Origin of the sequence: Streptomyces sp. NPDC001401 (assembly GCF_042895385.1) — a bacterium.
Lineage (GTDB): Bacteria > Actinomycetota > Actinomycetes > Streptomycetales > Streptomycetaceae > Streptomyces.
On the sequence record NZ_JBIAWI010000001.1, the window covers coordinates 897,373 to 909,523 of the forward strand.

Annotated in this window: 12 protein-coding genes and 2 tRNA genes; 6 read left to right on the forward strand and 8 right to left on the reverse strand. The window is 72.4% G+C overall.

Going from position 1 to position 12,151, the window contains the following annotated elements; all coding sequences use genetic code 11:
- Window positions 1–85 precede the first annotated feature (85 nt).
- Complete coding sequence (locus ACFY10_RS04180; RefSeq protein WP_390663487.1) at window positions 86–1,123, forward strand: rod shape-determining protein; 1,038 nt, start codon at window positions 86–88, stop codon at window positions 1,121–1,123.
- A gap of 21 nt (window positions 1,124–1,144) precedes the next feature.
- Here ACFY10_RS04180 and ACFY10_RS04185 read toward each other — a convergent pair whose 3' ends face one another.
- From ACFY10_RS04185 to ACFY10_RS04205, 5 genes are all read right to left on the reverse strand, one after another.
- A complete protein-coding gene (locus tag ACFY10_RS04185) occupies window positions 1,145–2,446 on the reverse strand; it encodes a hypothetical protein (RefSeq protein ID WP_390663488.1) in 1,302 nt (433 codons plus the stop codon).
- 57 nt (window positions 2,447–2,503) lie between these two features.
- Entirely contained in the window at window positions 2,504–3,733 is a 1,230-nt protein-coding gene (locus tag ACFY10_RS04190) for a sensor histidine kinase (RefSeq protein WP_390663489.1), read from the reverse strand.
- A complete protein-coding gene (locus ACFY10_RS04195) occupies window positions 3,723–4,400 on the reverse strand; it encodes a response regulator transcription factor (RefSeq protein WP_390663490.1) in 678 nt (225 codons plus the stop codon). Before ACFY10_RS04195 ends, ACFY10_RS04190 begins: the two co-directional genes overlap by 11 nt.
- Window positions 4,401–4,731: 331 nt before the next feature.
- Window positions 4,732–5,850, reverse strand: coding sequence for a DUF2235 domain-containing protein (locus ACFY10_RS04200; protein ID WP_390663491.1), 1,119 nt, complete (start codon window positions 5,848–5,850; stop codon window positions 4,732–4,734).
- Between the two features lie 13 nt (window positions 5,851–5,863).
- A complete protein-coding gene (locus ACFY10_RS04205; protein ID WP_390663492.1) occupies window positions 5,864–6,739 on the reverse strand; it encodes a DUF6424 family protein in 876 nt (291 codons plus the stop codon).
- 182 nt (window positions 6,740–6,921) lie between these two features.
- On the opposite strand from ACFY10_RS04205, the gene ACFY10_RS04210 reads away from it, so the two are divergent.
- From ACFY10_RS04210 to ACFY10_RS04230, 5 genes are read left to right on the forward strand one after another with little or no spacing between them, the layout of a single operon-like run.
- On the forward strand, window positions 6,922–7,551 hold the full coding sequence (locus ACFY10_RS04210) for a hypothetical protein (RefSeq protein WP_390663493.1): 630 nt from the start codon (window positions 6,922–6,924) through the stop codon (window positions 7,549–7,551).
- The gene (locus ACFY10_RS04215) at window positions 7,548–8,147 is read left to right on the forward strand and encodes a toxin (protein ID WP_390663494.1); all 600 of its coding nucleotides are present in this window, start codon (window positions 7,548–7,550) and stop codon (window positions 8,145–8,147) included. Before ACFY10_RS04210 ends, ACFY10_RS04215 begins: the two co-directional genes overlap by 4 nt.
- Window positions 8,147–9,349 carry an MAB_1171c family putative transporter gene (locus tag ACFY10_RS04220; RefSeq protein WP_390663495.1) on the forward strand — a complete coding sequence of 401 codons (1,203 nt, stop codon included), beginning with the start codon at window positions 8,147–8,149 and terminating at the stop codon, window positions 9,347–9,349. Before ACFY10_RS04215 ends, ACFY10_RS04220 begins: the two co-directional genes overlap by 1 nt.
- Entirely contained in the window at window positions 9,342–10,745 is a 1,404-nt protein-coding gene (locus tag ACFY10_RS04225) for an NAD(P)/FAD-dependent oxidoreductase (RefSeq protein WP_390663496.1), read from the forward strand. Before ACFY10_RS04220 ends, ACFY10_RS04225 begins: the two co-directional genes overlap by 8 nt.
- Window positions 10,746–10,788: 43 nt before the next feature.
- The gene (locus ACFY10_RS04230) at window positions 10,789–11,277 is read left to right on the forward strand and encodes a hypothetical protein (RefSeq protein WP_390663497.1); all 489 of its coding nucleotides are present in this window, start codon (window positions 10,789–10,791) and stop codon (window positions 11,275–11,277) included.
- A gap of 8 nt (window positions 11,278–11,285) precedes the next feature.
- Here ACFY10_RS04230 and ACFY10_RS04235 read toward each other — a convergent pair whose 3' ends face one another.
- From ACFY10_RS04235 to ACFY10_RS04245, 3 genes are all read right to left on the reverse strand, one after another.
- A complete protein-coding gene (locus ACFY10_RS04235; RefSeq protein ID WP_390663498.1) occupies window positions 11,286–11,450 on the reverse strand; it encodes a hypothetical protein in 165 nt (54 codons plus the stop codon).
- Between the two features lie 381 nt (window positions 11,451–11,831).
- Window positions 11,832–11,908: transfer RNA gene (locus ACFY10_RS04240), tRNA-Ile, on the reverse strand.
- Between the two features lie 166 nt (window positions 11,909–12,074).
- Window positions 12,075–12,147, reverse strand: a tRNA-Asn gene (locus tag ACFY10_RS04245).
- Between the last annotated feature and the right edge of the window lie 4 nt (window positions 12,148–12,151).

Sequence of the window (12,151 nt, forward strand, 5' to 3'; positions counted from 1 at the left end):
CCACCCGCCTCCGGCACCGCACGATGCCAGTGGGACCCGCTGCCCGGCGGCCCCTCACGGTCTGCGTTTTTCTGGAGGACCCTGCATGACCGCACGTCTGGAGCAGCTGCGGCGCTGCCATTTCGCCGTTGACCTGGGGGCGTCCCGGACCCGCGTCTATGTCAGGGGCGCCGGCCTGGTCGTCGACCAGCCGTCCGTCGCCGCCGTGAACACCCGGACCGGCGCGCTCATCGCCGTGGGCGAGTTCGCCGAGCGGATGAAGGGCCGTACTCCGCACTACATCCGTGTCGTGCGCCCGGTGTCCGGCGGCACCGTCGTCGACATCGAGATGGGGCAGCGCATGCTCCGGGGCCTGCTCGGCGACAAGATCCGACGTGCCCTGCGCCGCAAGCCCTACCTGCGGGCCGCGGTCTGCACCCCGCACGAGGCCGACCCGCTGGCCCGCCGGGCGGCCGTCGAGACGCTCGTCGGGCTGGGTGCACGGCGGGTGGAGCTCGTCGACACGCTCATCGCCGCCGCCGTGGGGTGCGGACTGCCCGTGCAGCAGCCCGAGGCGACCATGATCATGGCGTGCGGGACCGCGACCACCCAGGTGGCGGTGCTCTCGCTCGGGTCGAGCGTGGCCGCCGAACGCATTCCCGTCGGCGGCGAGGCCGTCGACCACGCGATCGTCCAACACCTGCGCCACCAGCACGAGTTGGTGCTCCCCGGCCAGTCCGTACGTCCCCTGCACATCGCCCTGTCCAACATGGGGCTCACCCCTCAGGGGCCGGCCTCGACGGAGATCCGGGGGCGGGACGTCGTCACCGGGCTCGCCCGTTCGGTGCAGGTCGACACCGCCGCCGTGCGCAACGCGATCGAGACCCCGCTGACCGCCGTGCTCGACGGCATCGGACGGGTGCTGCGGGAGTGCCCGCCCGATCTGGTCGCCGACCTCGTAGACCGGGGGATCATGATGGTGGGCGGCAGCGCGCTGCTGCCGGGCCTCGACCAGATGCTGCGGGAGGCCACCGGGATGCCGGTGCACATCGCCGAACAGCCCGACGTGTGTGCCGTGCGGGGCCTGGGCTACATGCTGGAGGGCAGGATCGAGCCGCTGGTGCTCGCCCCGATCGGAGCCTGAGCCGCGGACAGACACCGGCCGTCACCGAAGCGCTGCGATGTCCACGGTCAGTTGCCGTGCGATCCGTCCCGCATCCGCAGTGTCCTTGCGGTCCGCCGCCTCCCTGGCCTTCTTCAAATCTGCTGTGAGAGCTGCCGACTTGGGGGTGTCGCCCCGCTGAAGGACGAGTTCGAGGCCGGTCACGTCCCCGGCGACGGAACCCGCGTCACGCGCCCGGGCGTCGATCCCCGACTGCCGTGCCCACATGCCGAGTCGCGCCCGGTCGACGGTCTGCAGCGGCTCGTAGCGCAGCAGCAGATCCGTCGTGTTCTGCTCGGCCCGCAGCGCCGCCGCCCGGTCCTGCGGCGCCTTGCGCCAGGTGTCCAGGTCCCGTGTCATCTGCCGTACCAGCAGCGCCGGTACGGCGTCGGAGGCGCGGTAGGCGTCCCAGGCTTCGCGCACCGCGCGGACCGTCGCGGGCGCAGGGCCGGCGTGGGCCGTGCGGACCGCCTTGTCGAGCGCGGACAGCCCGGCCGGCACCGGTGCCCGCTTCGCGTCCGTCGGTACGGCGAGCGACACCGCCTCCAGGTCGCCGCCCCCCGCGCCGGTGGAGAACTCGCCGTACCCGGGGGCGAAGACCTTGTCCTCGGTCGTGCCGTCCATGTGCAGCTCGTGCACGGTGATCGCGTTGCTGATCTTCCCGTACGGCCCGTCGACGGTCTGCCCGACGGCCCTGACCGTGACCTGTTCGAAGACGACTCCGGGGTCGTTCTCGGTGCGGTAGACATCGCCCTTGTGCGGGTGGGCGGGCATGATCATCGCGCCGGGGGCGTGCTTGTGGCCGGCCTGCCAGGTGCCCTCCGTGTCCGCGACGACGCCGTCCGCGTAGTTGAAGACGTCCTCGCCGAGGTACCAGACCGAGCCGTCGTCGGCCTGGGCGTAGTAGTCGTCGGCGACCTCTTCGACGCGGCCGGCGGAGAAGGCGACGTACTGCGAGGTCACGGCGTGGATGGTGCGGTCGCCCCAGCTGATGGTCTTCGTGCCGGGGAGGAGGGTGACCTCGGTGCGGAAGGGTTTGCCGGACTCCTGGCCGCCGTAGACGGTCTGGGTGACCTCGGCGGTGGGGTGGGTCGGGTTGGTGATCCGGGTCGGGTGGGTGAAGCGTGGTTGCGCGAGGTCGACCCGGTCGCTCTTCGGTGCGAGCGGCAGGCAGGATGCAGCCGTCTTCCCGGTGCTCTCGTCGACGACGTGGACGCAGTCGCCGTGGTGCGCCTGGTTCCCGGAGCAGGCGCCGGCCAGTAGCACGGCAGCTCCCAGAACGGGCCAGATGGTCTTGTTCCTCATGCCGGCCAGCGTCCCGCGGCACCGCTGAACGGAGGCTGAACACACCTGACGGAGCGTTCAGTTCCGCTCCCCCGACGGCAGGGTCACCACGAACCGCGCCCCGTCCTCCACCCGCACGCTCCCGCCGTGCGCCGCCGCCACCTCGGCGACGATCGCGAGGCCCAGCCCGGCGCCGCCCGCCGCGCGCGAACGGGACTCGTCGAGCCGTACGAACCGCTCGAAGACCCGCTTCCGGTCGGCGGCGGGAATCCCGGGGCCGTCGTCCTCGACGACCAGCCGCACCCGCCCGTCCCCCGTGTCGGCCAGCGTGAACGCCACGCGCGTGCGTGCGTGACGTGCCGCGTTCTCCCCGAGGTTGCGCACCAGGCGGCGCAGCGCGTCCTCGTCCCCGGACACCCGGGCCGCGCCCACCGCGGTGCCGTCGATGCGCAGACCGGTCGCCGAGCGCAGCCGCCGCAGCTCCTCCAGGACGAGGTCGTCGAGGTCCACGGGCCGCCTGGGGGCGGCCGGTGCGCCCTCGTCGGCGCGGGCGAGCAGCAGCAGGTCGTCGACGAGGCGCTGCATGCGTACGGCCTCGTCGTGCACGGTGGCCGCGAGCGCGCCGGCGTCGGTGCGCCCGGGGTGGGCGAGGGCGACCTCGGCGTGCTGGCGGACGGCCGCGACGGGTGAGCGCAGCTCGTGCGAGGCGTCGGAGACGAAGCGGCGCTGGGCCGCCTCGGCGCGGGCCACCCGGCGCAGGGCCAGGCCCACGGCCGCCCAGGTCGCGGCGGCCGCGAGCACCAGCAGCACGGGCAGGCCGATGAGCAGCAGCCGGGTGACCGTCGCGCTGGCCTCCGCGACCCCGGCGGGCGCCCGGCCGTCGAGCACGACGAGCTTGCGGTCGCCGTCCTGTGCGCCGACGGCGGCCACGAGGAAGGGGTCCTCGTCGAGCGGGGTGCGCACGGACGCGCTCCGCCCCGGGCTCAGCCGGGCCAGCGCCGGCTCTCCCCTGACGTTGCCGCTGGCGGCGACCACGTTGCCCGCCGCGTCCACGATCTGCAGGAACTCCTCGGCGGGATCGGTCACGGTCGGCGCGGGCACCCCGCGTCCCGCGTCGATCACCCGGGCCACCTGCTGCGCCCGGGCCCGCGCCGCGTCCCGTACGTCCCCGGAGAGTTCGGAGCGCAGCCCGAGCACCAGCGCCGTGCCGCCCGCGACCAGGGCGATCGCCACGGCCAGCACGGCGATGAGCGTGGCCCGCACGCGCACGGCCCGCAGGCGCCGCTGCTGACGCTGCTCACCCGTCATCGGGCACCAGCCGATACCCGTGCCCCCGCATCGTCAGCAGCGACTGCCTCCCGAAGGGCCGGTCGACCTTGTTGCGCAGCCGTCGTACGTACACCTCGACGATGTTCGGATCGCCCTCGAAGTCGTCGCCCCACACATGGTCGAGGATGGTCCGCTTGGACACCGCCTCGCCGGCCCGGCGCAGCAGGAACTCCAGGACGGCGAACTCGCGCGCGGTGACCTCGACGCCGCGCCCGGCCCGGCTCACGGTGCGGGTCGCGGGGTCGAGTTGCAGGTCACCGGCGGCGAGGACGGCGGGCCGCTCCCGCGCCTTGCGGCGCAGCAGCGCCCGAAGGCGGGCGAGGAGGACGCCGTACGAGACCGGTTTGGTCAGATAGTCGTCGGCGCCGGTGTCGAGGCCCTCGATCTCGTCCCACTCGCCCTCCTTGGCGGTGAGCATGAGGATCGGCGTCCAGTCGCCCTCGCCGCGCAGCGCCCGGCAGACCCGGTAGCCGTTGAGGCGCGGCAGCATGATGTCGAGGACGATCGCGTCGTAAGCGTTCTCCCGGGCCAGCCACAGCCCGTCCACACCGTCGGGCGCGACGTCCACCGCGAAGCCCTCGGCCTCCAGCCCGTCCCTGAGCCCGGCCGCGAACCGCTCCTCGTCCTCGACGACCAGCACGCGCATACCCTCACGCTACGTCCGTACCGGCCGAGCCGGTGGGTGCGAGGTCCAGGTGCGGTCCGGGTGCGGCATCAGTACGGCAGGATCCGTCCCGAAGGTGTCCTGCGGTCGATGGTGGTGTCGCGGGGCGTGGCGGGCCGGCGGCTGACACGGACGCGGGTCTGACGGTTCATGACGCCCTCCTCGGACCTGCTGGCTGACGTGAACCAGCCTGGTCCGCGCGCCACTTGGGCACATCGTTCCCCCGGAGGCACCTGCCATGCCTCCGCAGCACGACCCGGGGCAGGGCTTGCTACTCCCCGGGGAGGAGGACGACCCCTAGAAACCCATGAGATCACTGGGCCCGGGCCGGTTTGAACCAGTCGGGATCGGCCCAGCGTTCGCGTCCGGCCAGGTCCGGGCGGTAGCCGGGGTCCCGTTCCCTGCGCAGCCGGACGCTCCAGTGGAGTACCGCCTGAGGAGGTACGGGACGCGCACGCCTGCCCACGAGGATCCACAGCGGGCCGTTGTGGTGGACGGGGGCGTCGGCGAAGGCCTCGGTCACCGCGGTCGCCTCGGCGTAGGCGCCCGGCCGGAAGTCCAGGTCGTCGCAGACACCGTCGGTGATCCACTTGAGGGTGATGGTGGAGAGCAGGGGTGCGTCCGGGGCGTGGTCGAAGGTGCCGCCGACGTCGCAGTGCACCCCGGCGAACCACACCTCCTCCGCCGTGCTGGTGTCCGTGTCGGGACCGGGGTTCCGCGGCTTGACCAGGAACTCACGGTAGGGGCGCCGCGTCTCGTCGAGGGACACGGCGTGCCGGATGCGGGCGGCGTTGGGCAGGGAGTGGGTGTACGGCCAGCGCAGGTCGCCGAGGCGGAGGAGGCCGGCCGCCTTCACGGTGTCCCAGACGCCCAGGTAGGCCACCGGCAGGGCGTGGTGCGAGACCTGCCGGGGATCGTTGCGCTTCACCTGCGCCCACAGCGGCTCACCCTCGGTGCGCAGGCAGAAGGCGTGCGAGAAGCGGGCGACCTCCTGCTCGCTCTTGTCGATGTCCTGGTTGAAGGCGTATTTCGACACGGCGTACGGCACCAGGTTCTCCGTACCGGGACGCATCAACCCCGGCTTGTTGAGCATCCCGACCAGCGCACGGGCCGTGTAGGCACCGCGGCTGAACCCGAAGACGTACACCGCGTCCCCCGGCTGCCAGTGCTGCATGAGGTACGTGTACGCCTCGGCGAGATTGGCCCTCAGCCCCGTCCCGAAGGCGAGGCCGCCGAGCCGGGAGAGGCCCCGGCCCAGCGGCCCGCGCGCGGTGGCCGACGACATGGTGCCGACCCCGGGGTCGTAGTAGAGCAGCTGCCTCGACGGGTCGCCCGCCTCCAGCATCTCGTACAGCCTGACCACGTTGGTGGGGTTGCGGGCGCCGACCTGGTTGCCCGTGCCGTCCAGGCAGACGACGATCCTGCGCGGCATGACCACTGCCCGCCTAACCGGCCCGCCGGGTGCTGCCGCGGGTGGTGCGGGACCGCGGCCGGCCGGACGCGGTGCGCGCCCCCGGCGCTATCTGCTGCTGGAACGCCTCGAGCGCCATCGGGCTGTCCGGCGGGAGTACGGCCATGACGCGGCGCCGCTGCGCCTTGGCCAGGACGTCTCCGGCCGGTGTGCCGTGCCGGGCGTGGACGATGCGCAGGCGTCCGTCGCCGGAGCCGCGGGCGGCCACGGGGGCGACGCCGGCGTGGGTGCCGTCGGGCAGGGTCACCCACAGGTTGAAGTCGTCGTACCGGATGTAGTCGGCGCCCTTGATCGGCCAGGGGTAGTGGTGCTCGCCGGCTGCCCTGGGCAGGATCCCCTGGTGGTTTCCGCGGGTCAGCGGCACGCAGGCGTTGAACAGCGAGTCGGTCCAGGCCGCGACACCCTCGGCGTCCGTGATCGGGGTCTCGAGCAGCTTGCGGGCCCGCTTGTAGCCGAGGGCCTCGAGGGCGGGGAGGGTCTCGGGGAAGGCGGCGACCAGGTCGGCGGCCTCCTGCCGGAGCCGGTCGACCTTCGCGGGGTCGGCGCAGAACTGCATGCTCCACTCGATGCCGACCCGGGCCCGGAACATCCGCCAGCCCGCGTCCGTCTTCACCCAGAGGCTGCCGCCGTGGTGCATCTCGTACGGCCCCGGCCCGTACGGCCGCTCGGTCTTCCCAAGCTCCTGAAGGATCTTGTTCACGGCCACCTTCGCGGCGCGGAACTCCGCGGACTCGGTGCGTTCCTGGTGCTTGACGAGCTGTATCTCCCAGGGGTGGTCCTCCCGTTCGGTCTTGCCGAAGGTGAGGGAGGGAGGGGTCTTCGTCGCCGTCGCGGATCGGTCGTTGGCCATGGCTGCCTCCTTCTGTCGGCACCTCTGTTCTCATCGTCCTCCCGGGGCTCATTTCTCGCTCTGCGTAACACCTGGACCGTTCAACCGGACCGTTCAACGACGTAACAGCTGACCGTTCAACGATCGTTTTTTGGCCGATAAACGATCGTTGAGAGACGCGGGTGTACCCATAGGCTGCGGGCATGGTGGAGCCACCCACGCACCTCCCCGAGACCCTTCGGCGTCTCGACGCACTCGCCGAAGAGCAGGGCCTGACCCGCTCGGACCTGCTCGCCCCGCGGGAACTGGCGGCCAGGACGGCCCTGCCCGAGCGCACCGTGCGCACCCTGCTCAAGGGCGGCACCGCTCCGGCCGACAAGGTCAACGACCGTGTCTGCGCGCGCATCAGGACCCTCGCGGACGCCCATCTGGCGCGTACGGGCGGCCGTATGTCGGATCTCGCCGCCGACATCCGCGAACGCCTGGGCGTCTCCGACTACTGGGCGCGCCAGGTGTGCGCCGGCAAGAAGGTGCCCAGCGTCGAATTCCTGCACGGCCTGGTGGAGTTCTTCGACGTCGAGGGAGGCGAGGCCTTCTTCACCGCACCCGCCGCCGACGCCCTCGACCGCGTACTGCTGCCCGTCCTGCGGGAGTTGGCGGGAGAGGCCGAACAGCAGGATCCGATACGGGCCCTGATGGACCGTTACGGCGTGAAGGCCACGGACCTGCGGCGCCACGGCGCGATGACGCCGGAGCAGCTGGACCGCCTCCTGGAGGGCGTCATCAGATCGGCCGTCCCGCAGGAGGCAGGCGAGGGGGACACCGCCCGATGACCACCAAGGCGATGAAGTCCCTGCTCGCCGAACTGGGCCGGGAGGCATCGAAGTCGATCGCCCGGCCGGCCGAACCGCGGGCCGTGATGGAGGGGTTCTGCCGGGCCATGAGCGTCCGCGTCGGGCGGCCGATCCAGCTGCTGTTCCGGGCGTTCCCGCCGGACATCCCGGTGTCGGGCCTGCGCCTGGACTGCGGCGACCGTTCCATCATCGTGGTGGAGGAGGGCACCGTCCCCGAGGCCCAACTGGTCATCCTGGGCCATGAGTTGTGGCACGAGGAGCAGGGCGCCTGCGGCGACCACGCCATCGGCCCGGCGGCCGCCCGCGCCCACGGCCGGCCCCCCGAGGCACTGGGGCGGGCCGCGCAGCGGATCCTCGCCTCCGAGGAGGTCCCCCGCGAGGTCTGCCGCACGGTGGCGGCCCGGTCCGCCTCCGCCGACGACCACGAGGTGGACGCGGAGACGTTCGGCCTGCTGTTCGCCCGCGAGGTCCGCACCTGGATGAAGGGGCGATACGCACAGGGCCCGGTGACGCCGGCCACCGTGGAGGGCCGGATCAACCTGTCACTGGGCAGCCGCGGCGGACGCATCCTCTGATGGCGCTGCTGGTGGACCTCCACTTCCACATCCCCTATGCCGTGCCCACCGCACTGCTGGCGACGGCGCTCGTCGTCAAGCTCCCGACGTTCGTGCGCGCCTGGCGCGACCCCGACGTACGGGCGACCACCGTGCTGCTGGCCTCCGCCACGGCCGTCCTGGTCGTCATCACACCGGTCAACATCGAGCGCCTCAACAAGCTGACGGGCGTGCCCAACATCGCGTCGCCCTGGGCCTATTCGTTCCTGACCGCGTTCTGCGCCACCGGCCTGACGATGATCATCCGCTGGCGGGAGGAGCCGTCCGAGCGCCGCCGCCGCAGGATGCGCCGTATCTACTGGGTCTACGCCGGCGTGGTCGTCGCCCTCTGGGTGACATTCCTGCTGGCGCACGCGCCCGAGCCGCGGATCTACGACCTGGACACCTACTACGCCTCGACCCCGTGGATGCGGGAGCACATCCTGCTCTACCTGACCGCGCACATGGTGTCGTGCCTGGTCGCCGCCGCCATGCTCTGGAGGTGGTTCCCGGAGGTCGAAAACCGCTGGCTGAAGTCGGGAGTCGTCCTCCTCCAGCTCGGCTTCGCCTCGGGCCTGCTCTTCGACGCGGCGAAGCTGACGGCGCTCGGCGCCCGCTGGTCGGGCCACGACTGGGACGCGCTCAGCACCAAGGCCGCCCCGCCCTTCGCGCTCCTGGAGGCGGCCCTGGTGGCGCTCGGGTTCCTGGTGCCGCAGGTGGGACCGCTCCTGCAGAGGTGGGTCCGCGACCAGCGCGAGCACCGGCGGCTACGGCCCCTGTGGCGGGCGGTGCGCGTCCTAGGCGCCTCGGCCGCACCGGCCCGCCTCGGCTTCTGGGCACCGCTGGACCTGCGCCTGATGCAGCGCCGCCAGCGCATCCACGACGGACTGCGCCTGCTCAACCCGTACTTCGACCAAGGCCTCTACCAACAGGCCTACGAGGCCGCGCGCGCCGCCCGCGGGGAGGGGAGGGCGCGCGGAGTGGCCGGAGCGGTCACGGTCCGCGCCGCCCTGGACACCCGGAACGCGGGAGCCCCGCCCACGGCCGACGCCGGATCCGCGCAGACCGGCACCCACATCACCGGCGACATCGAGTCCGTCTCACGGGCACTGCGTCGCCCGCACACCGTCGACGCCCTCCGCCGACGGCTGACCAGCACAGAAAGCACGATCACCCATGCCTGACAGACTCACCGCCCGCCGGCCCCGCGCCGTCGTCGTCGGCGGCAGCATCTGCGGCCTGTTCGCCGCGGCCGCGCTCGCCGAGTTCGCCGACGTCACCGTCGTCGAGCGCGACACCCTCCCCGAGGGGCCCGAGCCCCGCCGCGGCGTCCCCCAGGCCCGGCACGCGCACCTCGTGTGGAGCGGCGGAGTCAAGGCCTTCGACGAGCTGCTGCCCGGCCTGACCGCGGAGCTCGTCGCGAACGGCGCCCGCCTGGTGCACATCATGGGCGACATGGTCTCCCGGGCCCCCAACGAGATCTGGTTCCGCCGCTTCACGTCCACCCACCACCGCAACCTGGTGTGCTCCCGCGACCTGCTCGACGCGGTGATACGCACCCGCGTCCTCGCCGACACCCGCATCACGCTCCGCCAGAACACCACGGCCGAGGCGCTGCAGGGCGACTCCACTCGCGTCACCGGCGTCCATGTGCGCACCGGCGACGAGGAACTCACCCTGCCCGCCGACCTGGTGGTCGACGCCTCCGGCCGCGGCTCCCACGCCCCCCGCTGGCTGACCGACCTCGGCCTGCCCGAGGTCACCGAACGCGAGGTGAACGCCGGCGTCGCCTACGCCACCCGCCTCTACCGGGCCCCGGGCTCGACCGCCGACATCGCATTCCCCCTCGTCAACGTCCAGGCGAACGCCGCGAAGGCCCCGGGCCGGGGCGGCATCATCGTGCCCATCGAGGGCGACCGCTGGATCGTCACGCTCTCGGGCACCCGCGGCGGCGAACCGGGCCCCGACCCCGACACCTTCACGGACTTCGCCCTCGCCCTCGGCGACCCGATCATCGGCGAACTGATCAAGGAAGCAGAGCCGCTCGGCGAGGTGGCCACCACCCGCAGCACCGCCAACCGCCGCCGCTACTACGAGAAGATGCGGCACTGGCCGGACGGCTTCACGGTCCTCGGCGACGCGATCGCCGGATACAACCCGGTCTACGGCCACGGCCTCACCGTCGCCGCCCAGTGCGCCCTCACCCTCCGCACCGTCCTGCGCTCCACCGCCCTCACCGCCCCCGGCACCGCCCGCCGCCTCCAGCGCGCCGCGGCCCGCCCGGTCGCCGCCGCCTGGGACCTGGCCGTGGGCCAGGACGCGTTCTACCCCGGCGCCACGGACACACCCCCCACCGCCCTGGAACGCTTCCTCGCCCGCTTCGTCGACCAAGCCGTGGCCACCGGGGCCCGCAGCCCCCGCGCCCTCGGCGCCCTCCTGGACGTGATGAGCCTGGAGAAACCCGCAACCCGCCTCTTCTCGCCCGACATGCTGATCCCCATGCTCTTCGGCCCGAAGAAACCACACCTGCAGGGCCCGCCCCTGACCGAGCCGGAACGCAAAACAGCCGCCCCCTACTGACAGAGCCGACCGACTCCCGGCGTTCGCGGCGCACACTGGAGCCATGCGCATACGCACACCCCCGGGCACCGTCCGGTGGCACCGTGCCGTGCGGACGCTCGCCCGCCTCCACCACCACCCGGCCCCCGCCCGCCCCTCACGCCCGGCCCAGCTGCTCGCACTGGTCGCCGTCCTGGACGAGGCGGTGGCCGCCCAGACACCGGCCGACGCGGCGGTGGCCGCCTGCGGCGAACCGGGTCCGGTCTCCCGCCAGACGGCACGCATGTGCAGCCGCCAGAGCATCACCCTGCACCGCCTGCGCACCCGTCTGCAGGACCTCGAACTCACCGACCCTGACCTCGTACGGGCCCGGGCCCATGCGGCACGGCTCCTCGCCTACGACCTCTGGATGCTGCGCGAGTCCGTCAACCTCGCCTTTACGCTCCGCCCCGACCCCCGCACCGAGGCCACCCGCCTGCGCTTCAACGGCCTGGGCCGCCACGCCGACGACCTGCGGCGCCTGCGCGACGGGCTGCGCGAGGAGGCGGGCTGAGGACTGCCCTACCCGAGGACGGACGACGTGCTCGAGGGGGGATCGGTCGGCTTGGGCGAGGTCGCCTCACCGGAGTCGGCCTGGATCACGAGAACAACCGCTATGACCGCCATGGTCACGGCCGTCAGCGTGACCAGCCACCACATCCTGATCGGTTTCGCGTGCCCGCCCATGGCGCCCTCCTTCGGCGCGAGCGTACGCGCAATGCCGACGCCTCGGCCCCCTCTTCACACCACACCGACAACCACAACACCGCACCGCCTGCTGCCGTCGGGCCCGGCGATCGTGAGATGCAGATCGGGCGCGCGGCCACCTTCTCCGCGTGACCGTGCATCAACTCCGCGCGGGCCTGCACCTCCCCCGGGTCCAGCGCCAGTGCGGCGACAGCAACGGCAGGGCAAACACTCGCCGTTGATACGTCCAACCGCCTCGACCGACCCACCGGCCGCCCACTGGTTCCTGGTCTGAACAGCCGAACGGGGGTCACCACCTTCGAGTGGCGCCCCCCGCTGCAACGTTTACGCAGGTCAGAACGATTCTTCTCGCGTAGCGAGTGGTGGGGCGGGTGGGACTCGAACCCACGGCCGACGGATTATGAGTCCGCTGCTCTAACCGGCTGAGCTACCGCCCCATAGCGGCGTGTCGCGCACATTTGTGCGCGCCGTCTGCCGCAGCATAGCCGCTCATACGATCTCCTGCTTCGGATGGTCGACTTCGCACGCCCATGGAGACTGCGCCGCCGCCTGCGCGGTTCCCGCCGACATGAAAAAGGACCCCAAGGGGGTCCTCTTCTTGTGCTCCCCCGACTGGACTCGAACCAGTAACCTGCCGGTTAACAGCCGGCTGCTCTGCCAATTGAGCTACGGAGGACCGA